This is a genomic window from Pseudomonas citrullilanati (assembly GCF_030580855.1).
Lineage (GTDB): Bacteria > Pseudomonadota > Gammaproteobacteria > Pseudomonadales > Pseudomonadaceae > Aquipseudomonas > Aquipseudomonas citrulli.
On the sequence record NZ_JAUQOP010000014.1, the window covers coordinates 49,772 to 74,064 of the forward strand.

23 protein-coding genes are annotated in these 24,293 nt (G+C 63.5%); 4 read left to right on the forward strand and 19 right to left on the reverse strand.

The genetic code is table 11. The features are described from left to right. Positions 1–69: 69 nt before the first annotated feature. From Q6A48_RS11955 to minC, 5 genes are all read right to left on the reverse strand, one after another. Positions 70–1,164, reverse strand: coding sequence for a hypothetical protein (locus Q6A48_RS11955; protein WP_304554318.1), 1,095 nt, complete (start codon positions 1,162–1,164; stop codon positions 70–72). Between the two features lie 56 nt (positions 1,165–1,220). After that, on the reverse strand, positions 1,221–1,856 hold the full coding sequence (locus Q6A48_RS11960; RefSeq protein ID WP_304554319.1) for an RluA family pseudouridine synthase: 636 nt from the start codon (positions 1,854–1,856) through the stop codon (positions 1,221–1,223). Positions 1,857–2,048: 192 nt separating this feature from the next. Then, positions 2,049–2,303: a cell division topological specificity factor MinE gene (gene minE, locus Q6A48_RS11965; protein ID WP_003179111.1), complete on the reverse strand. Its 255-nt coding sequence runs from the start codon at positions 2,301–2,303 to the stop codon at positions 2,049–2,051. After that, entirely contained in the window at positions 2,303–3,115 is an 813-nt protein-coding gene (gene minD, locus Q6A48_RS11970; protein WP_042728954.1) for a septum site-determining protein MinD, read from the reverse strand. Before minD ends, minE begins: the two co-directional genes overlap by 1 nt. A 200-nt stretch (positions 3,116–3,315) precedes the next feature. Next, entirely contained in the window at positions 3,316–4,053 is a 738-nt protein-coding gene (minC, locus tag Q6A48_RS11975) for a septum site-determining protein MinC (protein WP_304554320.1), read from the reverse strand. Between the two features lie 118 nt (positions 4,054–4,171). Between minC and Q6A48_RS11980 the strand changes: the two genes are divergently transcribed. Next, positions 4,172–5,104: a lipid A biosynthesis lauroyl acyltransferase gene (locus tag Q6A48_RS11980; protein WP_304554321.1), complete on the forward strand. Its 933-nt coding sequence runs from the start codon at positions 4,172–4,174 to the stop codon at positions 5,102–5,104. A gap of 48 nt (positions 5,105–5,152) precedes the next feature. Continuing rightward, positions 5,153–6,310, forward strand: coding sequence for a patatin-like phospholipase family protein (locus Q6A48_RS11985; RefSeq protein ID WP_304554322.1), 1,158 nt, complete (start codon positions 5,153–5,155; stop codon positions 6,308–6,310). Positions 6,311–6,513: 203 nt separating this feature from the next. Here Q6A48_RS11985 and Q6A48_RS11990 read toward each other — a convergent pair whose 3' ends face one another. The 6 genes from Q6A48_RS11990 to puuE all read right to left on the reverse strand — a co-directional run bounded on the left by Q6A48_RS11990 (position 6,514) and on the right by puuE (position 12,035). Beyond that, entirely contained in the window at positions 6,514–7,299 is a 786-nt protein-coding gene (locus Q6A48_RS11990) for an outer membrane protein OmpK (protein WP_304554323.1), read from the reverse strand. A 255-nt stretch (positions 7,300–7,554) separates the two neighbouring features. Further along, on the reverse strand, positions 7,555–8,856 hold the full coding sequence (locus Q6A48_RS11995) for a urate hydroxylase PuuD (RefSeq protein ID WP_304554324.1): 1,302 nt from the start codon (positions 8,854–8,856) through the stop codon (positions 7,555–7,557). Positions 8,857–8,908: 52 nt separating this feature from the next. Continuing rightward, a complete protein-coding gene (locus Q6A48_RS12000) occupies positions 8,909–9,412 on the reverse strand; it encodes an ureidoglycolate lyase (protein ID WP_304554325.1) in 504 nt (167 codons plus the stop codon). A 109-nt stretch (positions 9,413–9,521) separates the two neighbouring features. Next, complete coding sequence (gene alc, locus Q6A48_RS12005; RefSeq protein ID WP_304554326.1) at positions 9,522–10,517, reverse strand: allantoicase; 996 nt, start codon at positions 10,515–10,517, stop codon at positions 9,522–9,524. A gap of 64 nt (positions 10,518–10,581) precedes the next feature. Further along, positions 10,582–11,097: a 2-oxo-4-hydroxy-4-carboxy-5-ureidoimidazoline decarboxylase gene (gene uraD / locus Q6A48_RS12010; protein WP_304554327.1), complete on the reverse strand. Its 516-nt coding sequence runs from the start codon at positions 11,095–11,097 to the stop codon at positions 10,582–10,584. After that, positions 11,094–12,035: an allantoinase PuuE gene (puuE, locus tag Q6A48_RS12015; RefSeq protein ID WP_304554328.1), complete on the reverse strand. Its 942-nt coding sequence runs from the start codon at positions 12,033–12,035 to the stop codon at positions 11,094–11,096. Before puuE ends, uraD begins: the two co-directional genes overlap by 4 nt. 413 nt (positions 12,036–12,448) lie before the next feature. Here puuE and uraH point away from each other — a divergent pair, with 413 nt between their 5' ends. Beyond that, the gene (gene uraH / locus Q6A48_RS12020; RefSeq protein ID WP_304554329.1) at positions 12,449–12,802 is read left to right on the forward strand and encodes a hydroxyisourate hydrolase; all 354 of its coding nucleotides are present in this window, start codon (positions 12,449–12,451) and stop codon (positions 12,800–12,802) included. Positions 12,803–12,894: 92 nt separating this feature from the next. On the opposite strand, the gene Q6A48_RS12025 is transcribed toward uraH, so the two are convergent. The 5 genes from Q6A48_RS12025 to Q6A48_RS12045 all read right to left on the reverse strand — a co-directional run bounded on the left by Q6A48_RS12025 (position 12,895) and on the right by Q6A48_RS12045 (position 21,204). After that, entirely contained in the window at positions 12,895–14,457 is a 1,563-nt protein-coding gene (locus Q6A48_RS12025) for a hypothetical protein (RefSeq protein WP_304554330.1), read from the reverse strand. A gap of 109 nt (positions 14,458–14,566) precedes the next feature. Beyond that, the gene (locus tag Q6A48_RS12030; protein ID WP_304554331.1) at positions 14,567–18,277 is read right to left on the reverse strand and encodes a calcium-binding protein; all 3,711 of its coding nucleotides are present in this window, start codon (positions 18,275–18,277) and stop codon (positions 14,567–14,569) included. Positions 18,278–18,381: 104 nt separating this feature from the next. Beyond that, entirely contained in the window at positions 18,382–19,011 is a 630-nt protein-coding gene (locus Q6A48_RS12035) for a LysE family translocator (RefSeq protein WP_304554332.1), read from the reverse strand. 62 nt (positions 19,012–19,073) lie between these two features. Beyond that, on the reverse strand, positions 19,074–20,423 hold the full coding sequence (locus Q6A48_RS12040) for an NCS2 family permease (protein ID WP_304554333.1): 1,350 nt from the start codon (positions 20,421–20,423) through the stop codon (positions 19,074–19,076). Positions 20,424–20,757: 334 nt separating this feature from the next. Then, positions 20,758–21,204 (reverse strand): MarR family winged helix-turn-helix transcriptional regulator, encoded by a 447-nt coding sequence (locus Q6A48_RS12045; RefSeq protein WP_304554334.1) that lies wholly within the window; start codon positions 21,202–21,204, stop codon positions 20,758–20,760. 83 nt (positions 21,205–21,287) lie between these two features. Between Q6A48_RS12045 and Q6A48_RS12050 the strand changes: the two genes are divergently transcribed. Further along, a complete protein-coding gene (locus Q6A48_RS12050; protein ID WP_304554335.1) occupies positions 21,288–22,454 on the forward strand; it encodes an aminotransferase-like domain-containing protein in 1,167 nt (388 codons plus the stop codon). A 154-nt stretch (positions 22,455–22,608) separates the two neighbouring features. Here Q6A48_RS12050 and Q6A48_RS12055 read toward each other — a convergent pair whose 3' ends face one another. From Q6A48_RS12055 to Q6A48_RS12065, 3 genes are all read right to left on the reverse strand, one after another. Next, complete coding sequence (locus tag Q6A48_RS12055; RefSeq protein WP_304554374.1) at positions 22,609–22,980, reverse strand: glutathione S-transferase N-terminal domain-containing protein; 372 nt, start codon at positions 22,978–22,980, stop codon at positions 22,609–22,611. A 101-nt stretch (positions 22,981–23,081) separates the two neighbouring features. Then, the gene (gene folE, locus Q6A48_RS12060) at positions 23,082–23,627 is read right to left on the reverse strand and encodes a GTP cyclohydrolase I FolE (RefSeq protein ID WP_042732311.1); all 546 of its coding nucleotides are present in this window, start codon (positions 23,625–23,627) and stop codon (positions 23,082–23,084) included. Between the two features lie 77 nt (positions 23,628–23,704). Beyond that, positions 23,705–24,262, reverse strand: coding sequence for a Smr/MutS family protein (locus Q6A48_RS12065; RefSeq protein ID WP_304554336.1), 558 nt, complete (start codon positions 24,260–24,262; stop codon positions 23,705–23,707). Positions 24,263–24,293: the final 31 nt, after the last annotated feature.

A 24,293-nucleotide genomic window follows, 5' to 3' on the forward strand; every position in this document is an offset into this window, starting at 1 on the left:
TTACCCCATCGACCGCGTGCATTGCAGGCACAATCCCGACGTGAACGCCTCGTCGGTTTTGCGCCTCCATCAAGCCGAGGCGGCGATTCGCTTGCGCAGGTGGGCCAGGATCAGGGCCTTGTCCTGAGGCCTGGACGGCTCCGGCAGGTGCTGCGGCCAGCGTTCCAGTTGGCCGAACAGCCGCTCTTGGCGCTGCGGGTCCAGGCGCAGGATTTCCCGCGCGGCCGAATCCCACCAGTGATGCCGGCAGAGGTCGTAGTACGGATGGCTCGGCGCCGCGCTGCCATACAGCAGGTCGCGGCCGATCTTGCGCGCCGCGCCGCGCTGGTTGCGCAATTTCCACTTGATCCCCAGGCGTCGCCAGGCGGTCGGGAACGGCTTGCTGCGCGGTACGTCGTGGCAGCGCTGCACCAACTCCGGCCCGAAGGCTTCCCCATGCTGGGCGAAGAAGTGCGCCTGCATGGTGTGGAAGAAACGTTTCTCGGCGAAGTAGTGATACACATGCCGCTTGGTTTCGCGCACGGTCGCGTGCCGCAGGCCGAACGAAAGGGCGATCTGCTCGACGGTGTGGATGTCGAAGCCGCCTTCGGTCCATTCATCGATCTGTTCGATGGCCTGGGCCAGCAACCCGGTATCGTTGTCCGTCACGCCGCACAAGCCGCTGTTGTAGAGCTTGAAGCCGTTGCCCTGGCGCACGCCGTGGGCGGCCAGGCGAGTACCCAGCCGGCGGTAATCGTCGCGGTCGCACACGGTGTCCCAGTCGTATTCGAAGCTGTCCATCAGGTACTGCCCCGGCTGGATCTGCCGGAACAACAGGTCGGGGTCATCGAGGAACAGCGTATCGGTGTCGACGAACAGGGTCTTTTGCGCCAATTCCAGGCCCGCCGCGATGGCGCAGGCCTTGCGGCGGTGAATGTAGCCGTGGACGCCCTGCCATTGGTCCAAAAGCTCGGCGCCCAGGGCCACGGTCTCCACCGGCCAGCCCTGGAAGTCCTCGGGGCGGTCGGTCAGGACGCGGATGCGCGGCAGGGTCGCTGGATTGCCGTGGGCCAGCGCCGTCAGGATGCTGAACTTGGCCTCATGGCGGTAGACGTCCTGGTTGCCGTAGACCAGGTAGAGCAGCTGGTGGGGGACTTTGTCGACGGGTGTTTCGTGTAGAGCCATAACCGGATTGCCAGATCTTGAATCGAGAAGGGGAGGCTTGTTGCAGGTCGCGGCGGTCAGAACGGCGCCGGGCATTCGAAGCGCAGGCGCTCGCCGCTCAGTGGATGGGTGAAGCTCAGCATGCTGGCGTGCAGGCACAGGCGTGGCCAGGCGGCCAGGGCTTGCGGGTGGGCGTAGAGCCCGTCGCCCAGCAACGGATGACCGATGGACAGCATGTGCACGCGCAACTGGTGCGAGCGTCCGGTGATGGGCGTCAGCTCGACCCGGCACCAGTCGCCGCAACGCTCCAGCACGCGCCAGAACGTCAGGGCGTGCTTGCCATGTTCGTGGTCCACCACGTGGCGGGGCTTGGTCGGCGGGTCGTAGCGCAGCGGCAGGTCGATGCTGCCGCTGTCCAGCGCCGGTTGGCCCCAGCACAGCGCCGTGTAGGCCTTTTCGGTTTCGCGGTCGTGAAACTGCCGGGACAGTTCGCGATGGCTGTCCGGGTCGCGGGCCAGCAGGATGATGCCGGAGGTTTCCCAGTCCAGTCGGTGCACGATTCGCGCTTCCGGATAGCCGTTTTCCAGCAGGCGGGTGATCAGGCAGTCCTTGTTGTCGTCGGCCCGTCCGGGCACGGACAACAGCAGGGTCGGCTTGTCGACCACCAGCACGGCGGCGTCCTGGTGGATGATGCGAATGTTGGACAAGGGCATTGCGGACAGTCTCTTTACAAACGCCAACGGCGGCTCGGGCCCTTTTTCCTAAACCTGTGGGAGCAAAGCTTGCTCGCGATATAAACGACACGGTCTGTCGGTCAGGACCGGTTGACGCTATCGCGAGCAAGCTTTGCTCCCACAGGGAGAAGGACTCAGGGACCCGAGCCGCCGTGGCTTTTGCTGGATCGATCAGCGATCCGGCAGGGTGATATTGAGTTCCAGGATCGAGCAGCTGCCCTGGCTTTCGAGTGCCACGTGCACGTCATCGCTGCCGATGTTCACGTACTTGCGGATCACTTCCACCAGTTCCTTCTGCAAGGCCGGCAGGTAGTCAGGGGTACTGCGTTGGCCGCGTTCGTGCGCCACGATGATCTGTAGACGCTCTTTCGCGACCGAGGCGGTACTGGGCTTTTTGTTGGCACGAAAGAAGTCAAAAAGATTCATTACCTACCTCCAAACAGGCGCTCGAAGAAACCTTTCTTCGTTACATCGAGGAATCGATGCTCCACGGTCTTGCCCAACAGGCGATCGACGGCATCGCTGTACGCCTGGCCGGCGTCGCTCTGGTCGTCGAGGATCACCGGCACGCCGGAGTTGGAGGCCTTGAGTACCGCTTGGGATTCGGGAATCACGCCCAGCAGGGTCACGGCGAGGATTTCCTTGACGTCCTCGACGCCGAGCATCTCGCCGTCGCTGACCCGTTGCGGGTTGTAGCGGGTCAGCAGCAGGTGTTCCTTGATCGGCTCCTCGCCGTTCTCGGCGCGGCGGGACTTGCTCGCCAGCAGGCCCAGCATGCGGTCGGAGTCGCGGACAGACGACACTTCCGGGTTGGTCACCACGATCGCCTCGTCGGCGAAGTACATGGCCAGGTGGGCACCTTTCTCGATACCGGCCGGGGAGTCGCAGACCACGAACTCGAAGTCTTCCTTGAGTTGCATCAGGACTTTTTCCACGCCTTCCTGGGTCAGCGCGTCCTTGTCGCGGGTCTGGCTGGCGGCCAGGACGTAGAGGTTCTCAAGGCGCTTGTCCTTGATCAGGGCCTGTTGCAGGTTCGCTTCGCCGTTGACCACGTTGACGAAGTCATAGACCACGCGACGCTCGCAACCCATGATCAGGTCGAGGTTACGCAGGCCGACGTCGAAGTCGACGATGACTGTCTTGTGCCCACGCAGAGCGAGGCCGGTACCGATAGCGGCGCTGGTGGTGGTCTTACCCACACCACCCTTGCCGGATGTAACCACGAGAATCTTGGCCAAGGTGTTTCACCCCTAAGGAAAAAGGACTTTGTCAGCCCCTGAAGAACATCTCTGGAAAACTGCGGCAAGTGGACAGGCCTGGCTGGAGTCGGACTTGGGGCGGGGTTTACCTCCGGTAAACACTGCCTGGTCCTGTTCCGGCGTCGTTAAAGCCGTTTTCGCTGCGTTTTAGAGATGCTTGGAAAATGCGGCAGTATCCGTTAAAGCCGAATGATGTTCAACACGTCGCCCGACAGGCTGATCTGCACGCCGGCCCCCCACAGCGGGTCGCGGCGCAAATCCTCGGAGACCTTGTACTGCCCGGCGATGGAAACCAGTTCAGCGCTCAATTGCTGACAGAAGATCCTGGCTTTCGTATCACCCTTGACGCCAGCCAGCGCGCGACCGCGCATCGGGCCGTATACATGGATGTTGCCATCGGCCAGAAGTTCCGCACCCGGGCTGACCGACGAGACGATGACCAGGTCGCCACCCTGGGCATAGACCTGCTGGCCACCGCGCACCGGCGCGGTGATGACCCGCGTCGGCTTGACGGTGGGCTCGGGCGGTTTTTCCGGGGCTTTCTTCGCTTCGACCGGGCCCGGTTCCAGCACCCGCTCGCGGGCACCGGACGGCGGCAGCACCGGGATGTCCACGGCGATGGCGGCGGCGATATCCTCGATGCGGCTGGCGCGGATGGCCAGGGTGCGCAGGCCGTGGTGGCGGCACACGCGCATCAGGCCCGGCAGGTCGACCGAGCCTTCGCCGGCGGGGAGTTTGTCCAGGGCCAGCACCAGCGGGGCATTGCTGAAGAAATTCGGTGCCTGGGCGACTTTCGCCGCCAACTGCCGGTCAAGGGCCTCCAGGTCGTTGCGGGCCAGCTCCAGCACCGTAATGGCGAGCATGCTGCCCTTCAACTGGAACACGGGATCTTGGTCTAGCGGTTCGGTTTGGCTCATGGTCGGCGTACAACGACTTGTCACTAAAAGTGCCGAGACTTATAACGAGATCGTCCGCGAGCCGCAAGCCGGGTCGAACGATGTAGAATGCGCGGCCCATGTCTTTGTGGAAGCTGTAATGGATCGCCCGCGTTTTCGAGCTGCTTTTTTTCATCCGCGTTTCTGGCCGCTGTGGTGCGGCCTGGGGCTGCTGTGGCTGGTGGTCCAGCTGCCTTATCCGTGGCTGCTGTGGGTCGGTCGTGCCCTGGGTGCGCTGATGTACCGGTTCGCCGGCGACAGGCGGCGCATCGCCCGGCGCAACCTGGAGCTGTGTTTCCCGCAAAAGTCCGCGGCCGAGCGCAAGCGGCTGCTCAAGGAAAACTTCGCCTCCACCGGCATCGCCTTCTTCGAAATGGCCATGAGCTGGTGGTGGTCGCGTTCGCGCCTGGCGAAGCTGGCCCACGTCGAAGGGCTGGAACATCTCAAGCAGGCCCAGCGCGAGGGCAAGGGCGTGATCCTGATGGCGCTGCATTTCACCACCCTGGAAATCGGCGCGGCCTTGCTCGGCCAGCAGCACACCATCGACGGCATGTACCGCGAACACAAGAACCCGCTGTTCGACTTCATCCAGCGCCGGGGTCGCGAGCGGCACAACCTCGACTCCCTGGCGGTGGAGCGTGACGACGTGCGCGGCATGCTCAAGCTGCTGCGCGCCGGCCGGGCGATCTGGTACGCGCCGGACCAGGACTACGGCGCCAAGCAGAGCGTGTTTGTGCCACTCTTCGGCATCCAGGCGGCGACGGTCACCGCGACCACCAAGTTCGCCCGCCTGGGCAAGGCGCTCGTCGTGCCGTTCATCCAGGAGCGCCTGGCCGATGGCCGTGGCTATCGCCTGGTGATCCAGGCGCCGCTGGACGATTTTCCGGGCGAGTCCGAGGCGGCCGATTGCCTGCGGATCAACCAGTGGGTCGAGCAATCGGTGCGCACCTGCCCCGAGCAATACCTCTGGGCCCACCGGCGCTTCAAGAGCCGCCCGCCGGGTGAGCCGAAGCTGTACGACAAGCGTGGTTGAAACGGCATTTCGCCATTTTTTACGTCACCCCGAGCACGGAGCATTGCGATGACCCCAGCTGAACCCGTTACAGGTTTGATTCTTTCCGGTGGCGGGGCTCGGGCAGCGTATCAAGTGGGGGTATTGGCGGCGATTGCCGAGTTGTTGCCCGAGGGCGGGCAGAACCCGTTCCCGGTGATCGTCGGCACCTCGGCGGGGGCGATCAACGCCGTCAGCCTGGCGAGCGGGGCGATGGATTTCAAGATCGCCATCGAACGGCTGACGGCGTTCTGGCGAACGGTGCGCAGCCACCAGGTGATGCGCAGCGACTGGCGCGGCGTGCTGGGCCAGGCAACGCGCTTCATCACCCACAGCCTGCTTGGGCTGGGGGCCAAGTTGCCGGTGGCGCTGGTCGACAGTTCGCCGTTGCGGGCGCTGCTGGAGGCACAGTTCCATGCCTCGGGCATCGAGCAGGCCATTGCCGAGCAGCAACTGCGGGCGGTGGCGGTGACGGCGTTCGGCTACGAATCCGGCCAGGCCGTGACGTTCTACCAGGGACGCGGCACCATCGATGCCTGGCTGCGGCATCGACGCATCGGTGTACCGACGCCGCTGTCGGTGGAGCACCTGCTCGCCAGCTCGGCGATCCCGCTGTTGTTCGCCCCGGTCAAGATCGGCCCGCAATACTTCGGCGACGGCGCGGTGCGCCAGTCGGCGCCGATCAGCCCGGCCCTGCATCTGGGCGCCAACCGCGTGCTGGTGATCGGCGTCAGCGGCAACCCCCGGGGGGCGGGAGGCAAGGATCCCATGTCGAGCAGCTACACCGGCCTGCAACCGACCCTGGCGCAGATCGGTGGGCACATGCTCAACAGTACGTTCATCGACAGCCTGGAAAGCGACATCGAGTTGCTGCAGCGCCTGAACGGCTTCAGCCACCTGTTGCCCGATGACGTCCCGGCCCATGCCCTGGGTGCGGCGCCCGTGGAAGTGCTGGTGATTTCCCCGAGCCAGCCCATCGACGAGATCGCCGCGCGCCATCGCCACGAGCTGCCCCGTGCGTTGCGGGTATTCCTGCGCGGCCCGGGCGCGACCAAGACCAGCGGCGCGGGGGTGCTGAGCTACCTGTTGTTCGAAGCGGGGTACTGCAGCGAGCTGATCGAGCTGGGCCGCCAGGACGCGCTGGCGCAGCGCGAGGCGTTGACTCGGTTCCTGGGGTTGGCCCAGTGATGCGGTAGCGGGTCTACCGCCATCGCGAGCAGGCTCGCTCCCACAGAGGATCTATGCCGAGGACGAACCTCGACCCGTGTGGGAGCGGGCTTGCCCGTGAAGACGGCGGCACAGCCGACATCCATGTTTGGCTGACCGTCCGCTTTCGCGGGCAAGCCCGCTCCCACAAAAGCCATGGGGGGCTTTTTGATCCCGATGAACGATCAGAAATGGTACTTCAGCAAAAAGCTGGTATTGCTCTGGTTGGTCTTGAACCCATCGCTGTCTTCGATCGCGTATTTGTTCTTCCAGTAGTCGTATTCCACACCGACATACAATTGCTTGGCGCCCAGGTTCAGCGCCTTGCCCAGGTCATATTTGATCTGCGGGTTGATGTGCAGGTTGGCGTGGTAGGTGCCCCGGGCGTTGGTGTCGTTGTCCACCACCCAGTCGATGAAACCGTCGATCAGGAGGTCGGATGAACCCATGGGGATGGTGTAGGCCCATGTCGGAGTGATCTGCCAGACGTTGTCGCCGGGGCGCGAACCTTCGGTCTGGCGGTTGTAGATGTTCAGCTGGAAGTAGTCGAAGCCGGGAATCGCCAGGTCGAAGCCCGGGCCGATCAGGTACGACTCGTTGTCGCCTTCGCCGAACTCATAGGTCATCGCCAGCAGCACGTCCTTGATCGGCCCCACGGCCAGCTTCTGGTCGAACAGCTTGCCGAACGACAGCCGTGGGCTGAACTCGCCGTAATAGGTGTTCGGGCCGGCATTGCTGTCTTCCATGCCGTTGTAGAAGATCCGATCGAGGAAGAAGAAGTTGTCCCCGTATTTCCAGGCGTCGGCGTGCTCGAACGTCACGGTCTGCTGGATGCGCGGGTTGACCTGGAAGTCCTTGCCGTACAGGTAGGTCAGGCTGTTGTTCTGCCACTGGAACAGGTCGTCGGCCATGGCCTGGCCGCCGGCCAGCAGGGATCCGGCGATCAACAACGGGGTGTACTTACGTTTCATTCGGTGTGCTCTCAAAGGTAAGGGGCTGTGTTTTTGTTATTGGCGTCAGGGTGCGACGCCTTTTTCTTTACGAAAGAAACAACCGTATGGTCAGCTTTTTGTGGGTGACAAAGGCTGACCGCAAGCGCTGGGCCAGAGCCTGTGGGCGAAGTGTGTCCGTTGGGGGCTGGTCAGGTGTCCAGGCGAGGGCAGGTCGGCCGGCCAGGTGCCGGTCGACCTGCGTCACGCAGGACGAGGGAGCGGTTCGACGCAGGGCTACTGGGTGCGTGCGCCCTGGTTGATCCACGTACCGATCAGGTCACGTTCCTGTTGGGTCATCTGGGTGATGTTGCCCAAGGGCATGATCTGATTGGTCACGGCCTGGGCCTGGATGCGCGCGGCCTGTTGCTGGATCTGCTGCGGCGTGTCGAACATCACCCCGGCCGGGGCCGCGCTGAACAGCGGACTGGTGGGCTTGGCCGAGTGACAGACCGAGCAACGTTCCTGGATCACGCTGTGGACTTTCTCGAACGACGGGGCCTGGGCACTGGCGGCCTGTGCCGGCGCAGGGGCAGGGGCGGCCGGTGCCGTCGCAGGTTTCGCACCACCCCCCACGGCCGTTTCCGGCAGCGGTTGGTATTCAATGGCGGCAGGCGCCTTGGCCACGTCAGGGGCCGTGGACAGTGGCTTGGGCCCGGTGACATACGCCAGGCAAATCATCGCCAGGGCGCCGACCGGCAGGGTCCAGGCGAACCGGTTGCTGTCATGCCGGGTGTTGAAGTAGTGGCGCACCAGCACCGCGGCCACGGCGATGCCGGCCAGGATCAACCAGTTGTACGGGCTGCCGTAGGTGCTCGGGAAGTGGTTGCTGATCATGATGAACAGCACCGGCAGGGTGAAGTAGTTGTTGTGTCGCGAACGCAGCAAGCCCTTGGCCGGCAGCGCCGGATCGGGCGTGCGGTTCTCGGCGATGGCGGCCACCAGCGCGCGCTGCGCCGGCATGATGATGCGGAACACGTTGCCGACCATGATCGTGCCGATGACCGCGCCCACGTGCAGGTAGGCACCGCGGCCGCTGAACACCTTGCTGAAGCCGTAGGCTGCCGCGATCAGCAGCACGAACAGGATCAGGCCGAGCAGGGCGGGGCGCTTGCCCAGGGCCGAGTCGCAGAGAAACGAGTAGATGAACCAGCCGGCGAACAACGAGCCGATGCCCAGGGCGACGCCTTGCGGGCCACTCAGGCCGCTGCCGGGTGCCAGCAGGTAGACGGTCGGGTTCCAGTAGAACACCACGCACAGCAGGGCGATACCCGACATCCAGGTGAAGTAGGCTTCCCACTTGAACCAGTGCAGGTTGTCCGGCATGGACGGCGGGGCGAGCTTGTATTTCTCCAGGTGGTAGATGCCGCCACCGTGGATGGCCCACAGGTCCCCGGCGAGGCCGTTCCTGGGGTTGACGCGATTGAGGTTGTTTTCCAGCCAGACGAAGTAGAACGACGCGCCGATCCAGGCCACGCCAGTGATCATATGAACCCAGCGGATGCTCAGGTTCAGCCATTCCAGCATATGTGCTTCCACAGTCTTTACCTCTCGCCCGTCACGCTTGTTTTCGCGTGATCGGACGCTTCTCTTATTGGTGGGGGGCGAGGATCAAACACTCATCCTCTTTGAAGAAATGCTCATCGCAGTTATTGCCTGTGCCACTGCGATCAACCACCAGGAAGTCATCCCGCTTTTCGATCGTCAGCACCGGGTGGTGCCAGACGCCGCGATGGTAATTGATGCCCTGCCTGCCGTTGGTGACGAAGGCGCGGGCCAAGCCTGATACAGGTGCATCGCCAAGTGGCGCGACCACGATCAGAAAGGGGTTGCCGAGCAGCGGAATGAACGCCTGGCTGCCCAGCGGATGACGCTCCAGCATGCGCACGGTCAGCGGCATGTCCAGCGCGTCGGCGCGGAAGATGCTGATGATCGCCTTGTCGTCCGGCTGGGCGGTTTCAACCGTCGCCAGGCGATGGAAGCGCATGGTCGAACCGTTGTTGATCATGAAGTGATCGCTGCCGTCGGTTTCGATCACGTCACCGAACGGGGCGAAGGCTTCTTTGGTCAAGGGTTCGATCTTGAGTGTGCGCATGTTGGCTTCTTATCCAAAATTCTGTGTTGTTCGTTCTGTGGGAGCACAGCTTGCTGGCGATGGCGCCAGTACTAATGTCATCGCCGGCAAGCCGTGCTCCCACAGGAAGTTACTTAGCGACCTTGCCCAGCACCCGCAGGCGACTCACGCCACCGTCCGGGAACACGTTCAGGCGGATGTGGGTGATCGGCCCCAGGGCCTTGATCTGCTCGGCGAAGGTGTGTTCGGCGTGCATTTGCAGTTTCTGGCTCGGCAGCAGTTCGCGCCAGAACAGCGATTGGGTTTCGATCTGGCTGTCGGTGCCGCCCTTGACGAATGCGCCCTGGATCGAGCAGCTGTCCGGGTAGTTACCCTTGAAGTGGAGGGTGTCGACGATGACTTTCTCGACGATGCCCGCATGGCCCAGGGCGACGATCACCCAGTCATTGCCGGGTGTGCGGCGACGGGCGGTTTCCCAGCCGTCGCCCATGTTCACGCCACGGCCCGGGTTGAGGATGTTGCTCATGCGACCGAAGTGTTCGTCGGAACAGGCCAGGGCACGGCCACCATTGAGGGCGGCGGCCAGGTCGATCTGCTCGTTGTCGCCCACCGCCGACCAGTCGCGGTGTGGAATGCCGTAGACGCGCAAGCGGGCCACGCCGCCGTCGGGGTAGATGTTGAAACGCAAGTGGCTGAAGGCCTGCTCGTTGCTGATCTCGTGGTAGTGGTGGCTGTTGCCTTGCAACTCCACGGCCGAGAGCACTTCGGTCCACTGGGTGTTGTCGTCCGGCTCGCCTTCGGCCAGGAAGCAGGCTTCCAGGGACGCCGACGGTGGATAGTTGCCAGTGAAGAATGAAGTGTCGATGTCCACGCCCTTGATGGAGCCCGCCACGCCCAGGCGGATCACGGCGCTGTCGTAGCCTTCGAAGCGCTTGCGACGCGACTCCCAGCCGTCCATCCACTTGCCATTGTCATCGAACACGCCCTCCTTCCACACGGCCGGGGTCGGCTGGAACAGGCGGTTGGCGTCGGCGAACCAATCATCGGTGACCGAGATGATCTTGGTGCCCAGGCGGGCGTCGGCCAGGTTGACGAACTTCTCGAACGGTACGGCGTAAGCTTTCATTCTTCTTGTCTGCCTTTGGGTAAGTGGGCGGGGGATGCTTGCAGGCGCTGGATCCGGCTGCTCGCTAAAGGGTCAGTAGTCGGAACAACGCGATCTTGTTGATCTCCGCCAGCGCGCAGTTGAACTCGGTGTCTACCGGGTTGTGGATGCGCGTTTCGAATGCCGCGAGGATCTGGTGCCGGTTGCTGCCTTTTACCGCCATGATGAAGGGAAACCTGAACTTGGCCTTGTAGGCGTCGTTCAGCTCGGTGAAGCGCTGGAACTCTTCGGTCGTGCATTGGTGGATACCGGCGCCGGCCTGTTCGTTCGTGCTGGCTTCGGTCAGTTGGCCCTGGACGGCGGCTTTGCCGGCCAGGTCCGGGTGAGCGTTGATCAGCGCCAGTTGGCTGGCGTGATCGGCGCTCAACAGGATGTCGCTCATGCGCTGGTGCAGGGTTTCGATCTCATCGATCGACGGGTCCTGGCCCAGGTCAAACGCCTTTTCGGCCACCCATGGCGAATGTTCATAGATGTCGGCGAACGCTTCGACGAATGCCTCGCGGCTCAAGGTCGAGGGCTTGAGGGTCTGGAACGCGGTCATTTCGACGCCCCCGGTTTCGCCGCGTCAGGGCAGGGATGGACTTGCTGCCAGTGACGGGCGATGTCGACGCGGCGGCTGAACCAGACCTGTTCGTGGCCCTTGGCGTATTCGAGGAAACGCTTGAGCGATGCCAGGCGCGCAGGGCGGCCGATGAGGCGGCAATGCAGGCCGATGGAGAGCATCTTCGGCGCTTCGGCACCTTCGGCGTACAGCACGTCGAAGGCATCCTTGAGGTATTGGAAAAAGTCGTCGCCGTTGTTGAACCCCTGCACCTGGGTGAAGCGCATGTCGTTGGTGTCGAGGGTGTACGGGATCACCAGGTGCGGCTTGCCATGGGGCGTGTTCGGTTCCCAGTAGGGCAGGTCGTCGTCGTAGGTGTCGCTGTCATAGAGGAAGCCGCCTTCTTCCATCACCAGCCGGCGGGTGTTGGGCCCGGTACGGCCGGTGTACCAGCCCAGCGGGCGCTCGCCGGTGATTTCGGTGAGGATGCGGATCGCTTCGAGCATGTGCTCGCGTTCCTGGGCTTCGTCCATGTACTGGTAGTCGATCCAGCGGTAGCCATGGCTGCAGATTTCATGGCCGGCGGCGACCATGGCGCGGATCACGTCCGGGTGGCGCTGGGCGGCCATCGCCACGGCGAAGATGGTCAGTGGGATGTCGAATTGCTTGAACAGCTTGAGGATCCGCCAGACGCCGGCACGGCTGCCATACTCGTAGAGCGATTCCATGCTCATGTTGCGCTCGCCCTGCAGCGGTTGCGCCGCGACCATCTCCGACAGGAACGCTTCGGATTCCTTGTCGCCATGCAGGATGTTGCGCTCGCCGCCTTCCTCGTAGTTGAGGACGAAGGACAGGGCGATACGGGCGTTGCCCGGCCACTTGGGATGGGGAGGGTTACTGCCGTAACCGATCAGGTCGCGTGGGTAGTCAGCGCTCACTGCAGTCTTCCTTCTTGTTCGAACCATGTAGGTGGCGCCCCGGGGGATGGATCTTGGGCTGGCGTCACGACGATGGGCTGATTGTATACAACTTTATGTGCGATTTGTAAGCCCGAATTTTCGCATTTTTCACAACGGCCAGGCCCGGGCCTGCACTGCAAGAAATCTGCCCGGTTGGTCAATTAACAGGAAGAAGCTTAGCGTATCCGCTGGTTCAGCGGCGAATCCGCATCCGGCGCGCAAGGGAGGGGATCGGGAATAAATATCTATTTTTTATTGTGTACAATTTTCTTTTAAAGTGTCTTAATTCGTTCATCGCCGCGTCCTTCGTGCTTCGAAACGGTGCGGCTTGTCTTTCAACTGATTCAGGAGGCGTCGGGCCGGACTGCCCTGCAGCGAGGCACGCACAAGCAATGGGACGTTTGACTACTCATGTTTTGGATGCTGCACACGGTTGCCCGGGCAGCTCGATCAAGGTCGAGCTGTACCGCGTGGAAGGGGCCCAGCTGCAGCTCGTCGCCAGCGCGTCGACCAACAGCGATGGCCGTTGCGATGCGCCGTTGCTGCAAGGGGACGACTACCGCTCGGGTGTCTACCAGATTCAATTTCACGCCGGCGATTACTACCGCGCCCGGGGCGTCCAACTGGCCGAGCCGGCCTTCCTGGACGTGGTGGTGCTGCGCTTCGGCATTTCAGCCGAGCAGGAGCACTATCACGTGCCCCTGCTGATTTCACCCTACGCCTATTCAACCTATCGAGGCAGTTGATCCCCCAAGCAGCCGCCTGGTCCTGGAAGCGATTGCGCATGTAGCTTCTCTGGTTTTCGCCCGCTCACACTGCGGGCTTTTTTTTGCGCGGTTCACAGCCTGGCATTGTCGTCCCGGATGATGAAGACCGTGTCCGGGTAGCCGGCCTGGATTTGGCAACCGCCCTTGAGCCAGATGATCTCGCCCCTGTCGTGGGCCCTCCTGACGGCGCTCGCGGCGGTTTCTCCGACCTGCAGATCCAGGCTGACGCTGGTCGTGTTCGGATCGGTGTGCGGTGGCAGATGTATCTTCTGGCCCCGGGTGCGATGCAGGCTCATGAAAAACAGGTAGTCATGCCCTCTTCGGCTGAATACCAAGGCGGCAAAACTGGTGAGCGTGCTGGGTTCGAAGACGGTATAGCCATTACGCGTCAAGACATCGGCCATGAAGCGCTTGATGTCCGTGGGCGAGTAAGTCGAGGCCACGTAGTCCCATTGCTGCTGGAACCGCTGGGGGTCGAAGTCCAGGCGATCCAGGGACCTCATCGACACCGTGCTGGGCAGGTGGATCGAGCGGGCGTTGCCCGTGGTGGGCGGTAAGGTCGGGGTAACCGTTAGCATCAGCAACGGATCGGACCATTGTGGATGCACCGAAGGCGCGCCGGTTTGCCAACCGTGGTAGATCTGCCGGAGCGCAGTCAACCCCGCGGCATCGGCAACGGATGCACCGTTCGCGAGCTCGAATTGTTTCCTGGCGACGTTCTCCGCCGTCCTGGCAAATAATTCAGGAAAGGCCTCCTTGACGTAATCCGTCAATGGCTTGTCGAAGGGAAGCCTCGGATCGATTTCCCAGCGATTGTCGGGCGGCACGCGCATGGCGGCGCGGGGTTGCTCGTCGGGGGTACTCTTGAGGACGATCTCCAGCGTCTCGAATTCGTAGCGTGGATGGTCAGGGGCCTGGATATAGGTGATCGGGTAGTCCCGTGCGTCGCTGCGCGTCAGCACCTTGTAAGGGATGCCCTCCACGGTGATGAAGGCGGACCCTGCCAGTGGGCCAGGCAGCAGTTCCCAGTGTGGCTTGAACGGCTCGATGGCGGTGTTCGCGCGCTTGGGGGCAACCGCCTGCGAAGGCTCGTCGTCCAATGGCCGTCGGCGCGAAGTGCTGGGTTGGGAAGCATCGCCTGGCGCCATGGCATCGTCCGGAACGCGCCGCCACAGAAGGCTGCCTTCCACTTGTTCGAGGCGCGGCCCGGAGGCATTGAGCTCGGTGCTCGACCGGGCCCTGAAGTGGAGTTCGGCGTCTTGACCCAGGAGCACCGTCCCGCCTTCCTGGAGGTCGACGTAGCGGCGCCCCTTGAAGGTCCGGATCCCGCTGGTCGCGTCCGGCTCCGAGAGCTTGAACAGCAGTTCCGGGAGCAGGTGGTAATTGTCCAGCGAGCGTTGCGCGGCGGGCCCGCCGGGCGACGCCTGCGAGGCGATTTCACGCACCTGGACAATCACCGGCGGACGTTCGGCTGGCATCGTCGGGTTCGCCGACGACGTGGCATCGCCAGGTAGCGGGGCCGTGTTCCTGAAGGGCAGGCCGGGCGGCGTTTCCGGGGTCGTGTCGCGACTGAGCGGGGATGTGTCGGAGGACGACGATGACGTTCCCAGCCGGGTGTTCTTCCTTGGGCTCATTGAAATTCCTTTTCCTTGATCTGAAAGCAGCCATTGGAAAATGGATCCTCGCCGAAACGGGATGCACCCGTGCGGTACATAGGTATGGCACGGGAATCTCCAGGGAGGATTAGTTGGCGAGGAACTCGTTCACTGACAGCCACCCGCTCGACAGCGGCGGCACCAGCCCCAACGCCGCACTCAGGACGACTGCCTGGGCGAGCGCCATCGATCTTTTCAGGGGGAAACTTTCGCTCAGTTCCACGCACTTTTCCCGCAGCAGCCGAAGGGCGCTGTCGTTTAATGGCGGGGTCTGGTTCAGGCCTTCGCGCGCGAGGTCCTGGTAGATGGCCAAGTGGTGGTCGCACAGGTGGGTGATCTTCAGGTCCGCCGTGTCGATGACCCGGGACGGCTCGGTTTCCAGCGTCCACTGGCGCGTGTCCAGGTGGTAGCTCAGGGCGCCTGGCGAGCCATCCTTGAGCGCCAGGTTGCGCACCTTGAGCACCTTGGCATTCAGCCCGGCCAATTCGCTGGGCAAGTCGGCGTCGGGATCGACAGGCGGCCAGAAGTAGCGGCCGTCGAGTGCCTTGACGTACACCGTCTCGAACAGCGCATCGACGGCGTATACCACGCCCCCTTGGGTGATGACCCGGATCGGGTCGACCAGATCGTCAGGCCCGTAGTCGGGAAGGTGGATGATCGTGCCTGCGAGCTGCAGCCGGTTGGCGGAGAGCTTGATTTCAACCGGGCCCAGGCGTGTCGCGTCCAGCTCCCAGATCGAGGCGTTCGACAACGGCGCCCGCGCACCGGCCAAGGCGCCCGGGGTCGTCAGGCGCAGGGTCATGCCCGGGCTCAGGTGCACCAGGTAAGTGGCTCCTTCACCCCGCAGGACCTCGATGCCGGACTGCTCGGACGGGGTGGTGAGCAGGGCACAGCTGGGGCGGGGACCCAAGTCATGGGGGACGTTGTGGCGGGGCGGCAGGAAGGGATATTGCCGTCGGGTCGGGGTCAGCGACTGTGGCACCGGGGCCGTCCATTGCACCGGGGCTGCCTGGGTGAGTGTCTCGTCGAGCAGGCGGCCGTAGTCAGGCGAGGGCAGGCTGAGGCGATAGGACGTGCCGTCATTCATCGTCAGCAGGACCACCTGGTGCGAATCAATGACGGAAAAGACCCGGCGCTGGGAGCCGGCAGCCCGGGCGCTGTAGCGTTCATCCGAGCTGGCCAGGTTCTTGAGCACCAACCGGCGAGTGCCGAAATACAACGTCAGGCCACATTCGCCGTATTTTATCTGCTGCTCTGGCTCGTGCTGGGTGACGTGGGCGTTGTAGTGGGCCTCGATTCGCGTCAGTTCGGAGCGGGCGTAGTCCAAGTGAAGGGTGGTGGAGAAGGGGGTTTTCCGTTTGACCGCCAGCGTGGTGGACTCCGCCAGGCGCGAGACGCAGTAGCTGGTGTCCCGGTCAGGGGCGATGACGTGCTCTTTTCGGCTGTCCAGGAGGAGCGGGTTTCGCGGCGTGCCCTGTTGCACCATGACGCATTCGATGTCGAGGGGGCGCTCGTTCTCCAGCATGCCTGGCAGATCGGGCAGCAAATGGTAGCCATCCCGGGTCACGAAGGTCAGCTTGTCGTTCTGCAATGTCCTCGGGTAAGCCGTGCCCCGGTAGACGCCGTTGATGACGACTTCGCGCACGGGCCAATCGTCGGAATCAAAACCGGATGTCACGACCAGGCTGCCGTCGGCGATGTGCCAACGGTCGATCAGGTCGGCTCGCCAGTCCAGGGCAATCACGCTGTGGCCCATGCCGTCCTCGGTGATCGTTACGCGCCCGGGCTTGTGCGCGATGGCATAGGTGTCGTCGCCGGGCCCGCCGTCGGCGTTGCGGTTGTTCGCCCCCAGCAGGAACACCTGGTCATCGCCTGCGCCGGCCTCGATCGAATCGTTGCCGCGGGACTTGATGAGGTTCGAGCCGGCGGAGCCCTTGATGACGTTGGTGCCACCTTCGAGGATCTCCACCTGTTCGATGCTGTCCAGGACGGCATGGCAGGGCTGCGTGGAGGGCGTTTCGGGGTCGCCGGTGATGAACGAAAGTTGCCCGGCCTCCAGGTCGACGTGGTAGCCGATCCGTCGTTCCTGAGCGTGCCGGGCGCGTCCGGCCAGGACCAGCGTGTCGCGGCCCTCGCCACCGTCGAGCCGGCTGGGTCCGCGTTCATCCGCGCTGGCCTGCGTGGAACCTTCGAAGATGAAGACGTCGTCCCTGGCGCCGCCGGTCAGTCGCTTGGTCCCGGCGCCGTAGTGGAAGACGTTGGGCTTGTCCACCGGGCCGACGACCGTGTCGTGACCGTCGCCCAAGTGCCAGTGGATGGCCTTGTGTCCGGCCGAGCTGCCGATCACCGCGCCGGGCGTATGCACCGTGACGCCGGCCCGGGCGTCGATCGAATCGTCGCTGTCCTTGATGCGGGGCCGCACGGTGGTGGCCTGGTAGGGTTCGCCGGTCCACCAGCTCCGGGTGTTGTAGGTCACCTGCTCGAGCTCGACGGTGAATCTCCCGTTCACGATGGCCTCGGTGCTGTCTTTCAAGGTGCCTTTGAGCAGGTTCAAGGCATCGGCCTGGCGCCGCCGCTCATGTTCCACGCTGGCCTTGGCGCGCAGGTAGCGGTCCTGGATGTCGGGGTCGGGGCTGAGGGTCCAGAACGCGAGCCAACCGGTGCGCAGGCGCTCATGGGCGGTCAGCGTGATGTAGTCGTCGATCTCGTCGACTTCGCGGATTGCCCCCCAGACCTGCGCGCCGACCGCCAGGATCAGCCCGGCGGCCAGGCCCACGGGCCCGGCGGCGGAGAAACCGGCCAGCGCCGCCGTGCCGATCGCCAGGGTCAGGGTGGCGCTGGTGATGCTCAAGGCGGCGCTGACGTAGTGATCGGTCGCCTGGCGGCCGGTGGCGGAGGCGGCAGCCTTGAACGAATCGATGGCGGCGATGATGTCGAAAGGCAGGGTCAGTACGCTGGCGATCAAGCCGCTGGCCCGCCCGAGCCCCACGGCGAAAGACGTCCGGGAAAACCCGCCGAGTGCACGCTCGCCCGCCTTGATCATTTGGCTGGCTTGTCGGGTCAACGCCGCCTCGACGCCGATCGAGGCCACTTCGCCGGCCACGCTGGCCCCGTTGAACAGCGTCTGGTAGGCGTCCTTGTTGCGGATCGCGTCCTGCAGGCCCCGCAGGCCGCTGTAGATGCCAAAGGCTTGCAGGCCCAGGCCCGTCGGAATGAGGAGGCTGCTCTTCGCTCGACTGACCCAACCCAGGCTGATCGGCGCCAGCGCCTCGAGCTGGATTTTCTGCGCGGCGCCGAGGAGTTTTTCCAGCGAGCCTCGATACCCCTTCGATTCGACGGACGCCCCGGACGCGACCTTCAACAACGGCGGCGCCGTGGGCGAGCGTTGCGTCGCCAGTTCGAACAGCAAGGTGGTTAGCCGATAGTCGTCGGCGTCGGTCGTGAGGCTTAGCCGGGTCTCGATGTCAGCGGCGTCGAGCTGCAGGGCATCCAGGAAGAAACGATTGGGGCGGTGGAAAAAGGTGTTTTCCCCGGTGAGCGGATGGCCGTCGATCGTGGCGCCCAAGCCATCCAGGGCGACGCGGGTCACCGTGCTGGCGCCGATCGGCAGTGGGCCATGCAGCTTGTCCACGACGTCGAGCCGGGCCCGCCTGTGCCGGTGTTCCGGGCTCTGCCGCGCAGGGTCGGCGGTCTCGAAGGCGAGGGTGTCGGCCGTGTGGGCGGTGGTGGGGGCGTCGAGTTCCGTGACGATCACGGACGGTGGGAGGGTTGGAAAAGCGCGATGGAAAACCTGGGCCATGATGAACGTCCTTGTTCAACGATGTTAGAGAGGCCCCTATGTAAGGTGTTTTCCGGGTGGCTGTATATCGATCCGTTGTTGCCGCGTTTTGCGCCAGGCCCGACTCAATGGGTGGACAGCAACGAGGCCGCACCCGCGCCGCCGAACAGCCCGGCGCTGATGCGGTTGAACCAGCTTTGGCCCTTGCCGGTGCGCAGGTAGCGCGCCGCGCCGTGGGCACCCAGGCCGTAGGCCAGCTTGCACAGCAGGTCGAGCACGGTCCAGGTGGCGATCATGATCGCCAGTTGCGGCAGAAACGCTTGTTCGGCGCTCAGGAACTGCGGCAGGAATGCGGCGAAGAACAGGATGTCTTTCGGGTTGCTGGCGCCCAATACGAACGCCCGGCCGAACAGCGCACGAAAGCGTGGGACGGCGGCCGCCTGGGGCACCTCGGCGCCCCGGGACGGTTGCCGCGACTGCTGCCAGCTCTGCCAGGCCAGGTAGAACAGGTACAGCGCGCCGACGATCTTCAGGGCGCTGAACACCTGTTCCGAGGCCAGCAACAATGCACCGAGCCCCAGCGCCGAGGCGCTCAGCAGGCAGATCGAGGCGATCACTCCGCCGAGGAACGCCGGGTACGACCGACGCAGGCCGTAGTTCAGGCTGTTGCCGATCATCAACAGCGACAGGGGGCCGGGGATGAGGATCACCACCAAGGCGGCGCCGCTGAACAACAGCCAGGTTTCCAGATTCATTGCTTTGCTCCTGATGGACAAAAGCCTCACCCAAGGGGTGAGGCGGGTGGATACGGTGTCGCCTACAAGAAGATGAACTTGGCGATGAAGATCGCGCAGAGCACCCACAGGCTGACGGAGACTTCCTTGTGTTTACCGGTGCCGGCCTTGAGCACCACGTAGGTGATGAACCCCAGGGCGATACCGTCGGCGACCGAAAAGGTCAGCGGCATCATGATCGCCGTGACGATGGCCGGGATGCTTTCGGTCAACTCGTCCCACTCGATATGGGCCATGCCACCCATCATCAGCATGGCCACGTAGATCAAGGCACCGGCCGTGGCATAGGCCGGGATCATGCCGGCCAGCGGTGCGAAGAACATGGCGGCAATGAATAGCACACCGACGGTCACGGCGGTAAGCCCCGTGCGCCCGCCCGCCGCGACACCGGCGGCGCTTTCCACGTAGCTGGTCACTGGCGGCACGCCGACCATGGCGCCGAAGACGCTGGAGGCGCTGTCGGCCTTGAGGGCGCGGGACAGGTTCTCGATCTTGCCGTCGGCCTTCACCAGGCCGGCGCGCTGGGCCACGCCCATCAGGGTCCCGGCGGTGTCGAACATGTGCACGAAGAGGAAGGCCAGCACTACGCTGATCATGCTGATGTTGAACACGCCGGCCACGTCCATCGCCATCCAGGTCGGCGCCAGGCTTGGCGGTGTCGACATCACCCCGTTGTAATGCACCAGTCCCAGGCCCCAGCCGGCCAGGGTCACGGCGATGATGCTGATCAGGATCGCGCCGAACACCCGGTGGTAGCTGAGCACGGCGATCATCAGGAAGCACACGGCGGCCAACAACGGCCCGGGTTCACGCAGCGAACCGAGCCTGATCAGTGTCGCCGGGCTGTCGACGACGATCCCGGCGGTTTTCAGGCCGATCAGCCCGAGGAACAGCCCGACCCCGGCGCCCATGGCAAACCGCAGGCTCACCGGAATGCTGTTGAGCAGCCACTCGCGCACCCGCGACAGGGTCAGGAACATGAACAGCACGCCGGAGATGAACACCGCGCCCAACGCGGTCTCCCAGTTGTAGCCCATGGTGCCGACCACGGTGTAGGTGAAGAACGCGTTCAAGCCCATGCCCGGCGCCAGGCCCACCGGCCAGTTGGCGTACAGGCCCATCAACAGGCAACCCAGGGCGGCGGCGATGCAGGTGGCGACGAAGGCGGCGCCGTGGTCGATGCCGGCGTCGGCCATGATGTTGGGGTTGACGAAGATGATGTAGGCCATGGTGATGAAGGTCGTCAGGCCGGCGATCAATTCGGTCTTCACCGTGGTGCCATGCACGCTGAGTTTGAAGATGCGCTCCAGCCAGCCACTGCGTGAGGGCGGCGAAAGGTCCAGCGTCTGGGCTTCGGGTTTGCGGCTTTCCACAGCGAGTACTCCTCAAGAGTTTTATTGTTATTTCCAGCGCCGCACGCCCTGAGGCTGATTGCGAGGCTTTGAGGCAGGTAAGGCTGGCGACGTTTGTTGACCTATTGGTCAGGAACTCGCACGAAGCGAATTATGCTTTTGTATACAAATAAAGCAAATAATGTTTTCTGTGTTGTCGACGAAATGTCCGGCGATAGGGCTATATCGAGCTTGAGGGCGTTATCACGAGCAAGCTTTGCTCCCACAGAGGGGCGCGGTGCTCAATGAGTATGATTGTGGGAGCAAGGCTTGCCCGCGATAGCGATAGTCCTGGCGCCGCAAACCTTGCCGAAGCTCAGTCAACAGTCACTTGACCCTTGCCCAACCCCAGGTTCACCGCCAACCACCCATCCACCGCCGCCTCCCCGGCCTCGGCAAACACCCGCTCCAGCAGTTTCACCTGCTCGCGGCGCAACGCCTGCTCGAACCGCGCCCCTTCCTCGGTCAGTTCCAACAGGCGCTTACGCTTGTCGGTCTCGGACGCGACGCTGTTCACCAAATGCATTTCCATCAACTGTCGCAACGGCATGTTCAGTGCCTGCTTGCTCACCCCGAGCAGCGCCAGCAACTCCTTCACGCTCAACGACGGATAACGGGCGATAAAAAAGACGATGCGCTGGTGCACCCGGCTCAGGCCGCGACGCTCGAGCATTTCATCGGCCTTGGCGGTGAACGCCTGGTAACCGAAGAAGAACGCTTCCATGGCCATTTGCTGGGAAGTCGGGTTTTTAAGGTCAAGCATATTGACGTATCCAGAAAGGTCGGAGTAATTTCGGTCAACCAGTTTGACTCATTTCTCCAGCGACCGGCTACAGGTGACCTTCCATGGCTTTTTCCGAACGTGTCTCGCGCCTCAAAAGCTCCTTGATTCGAGAAATCCTCGCTGCGGCGCAGCGCCCCGAGGTGATGTCGTTCGCCGGTGGCCTGCCGGCCGAAACCATGCTGCCCAAGGTGGATTGGACGGACATGCCGTTGACCATGGGCCAATACGGCATGAGCGAAGGCGAACCGGCGCTGCGCGAAGCCTTGGCGGCGCAGGCGCGCTCGTTGGGCCTGGCCTGCGAGGCAAGCCAGGTGCTGGTAGTCAGCGGCTCCCAGCAAACCCTCGACCTCACGGCCAAATTACACATCGACGTCGGTACCGAGATACTGCTGGAAGCGCCGACGTACCTGGCGGCGTTGCAGATTTTCCAGTTGTTCGGCGCCAACTGCCTCACCGTGCCCCTGGAGGCCGATGGCCCGGACCTGCACGCGCTGCGAACTCGCCTGGAACGGCATCGGCCCGCGTTCATCTACTTGATCCCGACGTTCCAGAACCCGTCGGCGGTGCGCTACAGCGAGGCCAAGCGCGATGCGGTGGCGGCGCTGCTGGACGAGTTTGGCGTGACCCTGGTCGAGGACGAGCCGTACCGTGAGCTGACCTTCGACGGCGCCAGCGCCACGCCGATCGCCAGTCGCTTGAAGAAGGCCAGTTGGATCTACACCGGCACCGTGTCGAAAACCCTGTTGCCGGGGCTACGGGTGGGCTACCTGATTGCCAGCCCGGACCTGTTCCCGCACTTGCTGCGGCTCAAGCAATCGGCCGACCTGCACACCAATCGCATCGGCCAATGGCAGGCCATGCAATGGATTGGCACCGAGCAGTACCGCCATCATTTGAGCGAGCTGAGGGACTTCTACCGGGAGCGTCGCGATCGGTTCGAGGCGGCGCTGCGCACGCATTTTTCCGACATCGCCGAATGGAACGTGCCCCAGGGCGGGCTGTTTTTCTGGCTGACCCTCAAGCAACCGCTGGACACCCGCACCTTGCTCGCCACCGCGCTGGCGGCCGATGTGGCGTTTATGCCGGGGGAGCCGTTCTTCCCCGAGCCCGACCAGCATCCTGGGCACCTGCGGTTGAATTTCAGCCACATCGCCCCGGCGCGACTGGACGAAGGGCTCAAGCGATTGGCGGGGGTGGTGCGGGCGGCGTTGGCGGCAAAGGCAGCTTGATGGCAGGGGGCTTTGCGGTGGCTGTCCGGGCCCCATGGCGAACAAGCTCGGCTCCCACGGTGGGCCTTGGTGAACGCTGGATTTGTATCCACCACGGTCCCCTGTGGGAGCCGAGCTTGCTCGCGATGGGGCCAGTCGTCACACCAGAAAACTATCAGGCTGCCGAGAAGCGCTTATCCAGATACTCGATGATCACCTTGGACTCATACATCCAGGTGGTCTCGCCATTCTCTTCGATACGCAGGCACGGCACCTTGATCTTGCCACCTTGCTCCAGCAGCGCCTGGCGATCCTGCGCGTTGTTCTTCGCATCGCGCAGCGCCACCGGCACGTTGAGGCGGCGCAGGGTGCGGCGGGTCTTCACGCAGAACGGGCAGGCGTGGAACTGATACAGCGTCAAGCCGCGGGCCGCCTGGTCGACTTGCGCCTGGGCGGCGGCCGGGCGTTGTTTCTTGCCGGGACGGGTGAGGAAGTCGATGAGGATGATCAGTTGGCCCAGGCCAACTCGAAGCGCTTTGACGATCACGGTATAGGTCTCGCGATACGGGAAGAGGGCGCGCAGCTTACCTGATTTTTCCCGGGCGAAAAAAAACCGGCGATCGATGCCGGTTTTCTTCATGGGACGGTTTACTTGATGAGGCTGAGGAATTCCATGCGGGTCGCCGCATTTTCACGGAACTCGCCGAGCATCACCGAGGTGATCATCGAGGAATTCTGCTTTTCCACACCGCGCATCATCATGCACATGTGCTTGGCCTCGATCACCACCGCCACGCCCAGGGCGCCGGTCACCTGCTGGATCGCGTCGGCGATCTGGCGGCTGAGGTTTTCCTGGATCTGCAGGCGACGTGCGTACATGTCGACGATGCGCGCGACCTTCGACAACCCCAGCACCTTGCCGCTCGGGATGTAGGCGACATGGGCCTTGCCGATGAAAGGCAGCAGGTGGTGTTCGCACAGCGAGTACAACTCGATGTCCTTGACCAGCACCATTTCGCTGTTGTCAGAGCTGAACAGGGCACCGTTGGTGACCTCTTCCAGGGTCTGCTCGTAGCCGCGGCAGAGGTACTGCATGGCCTTGGCAGCGCGCTTGGGCGTGTCGAGCAGGCCCTCGCGGGAGACGTCCTCGCCCAATTGGCCGAGAATCGCGGTGTAATTCTGTTCCAGAGACATGAAACTACCTGTGGGATTTTACGCAAAGAGCAAGGGTACGGTGGCGGACACGGCGCTGCAAGCTCGGCAAGCGAGGGCTACTCGTCGCGGCCTTCCATCATGGTGCGCTTGAGCATCACATAGACTGCCCCGGCACCGCCGTGTTTCGCCTGGCAGGAGGTGAAGCCCAGCACTTGCGGGTGCTGGCGCAGCCAGGTGTTGACGTGGCTCTTGATCATCGGCCGCTTGCCGTCCAGGCGCACGGCCTTGCCATGGGTGACGCGCACGCAGCGGATTTCGAACCGGGTGGCTTCGGCCAGGAACGCCCAGAGGGTTTCCCGGGCCTTTTCGACGCTCATGCCGTGCAGGTCCAGGCTGCCTTCGAAGGGAATCTGGCCGACCTTCAACTTGCGCATCTGGCTTTCCTGGACGCCGTCGCGCGCCCACATCAACTCATCTTCAGGACCGACATCGATCACGAATTGATCGGACAAGCCGTCCACGGTCGTGGCATCGGTGCGCACGGTGGCGGCTTGGCGCAGCTTGGCGATCTGCGCGCGATCGGCCTTGGGCTTGCCGGTCTCGGCACGGTCGTGCTTGATGGGTTTTACGCCCTGGGTCGCACTTTTGAACAGGGAAAAGTCGTCGTCTTGCATGTCAGCCTCCGCGAAGCCGGGCAGTTTACCC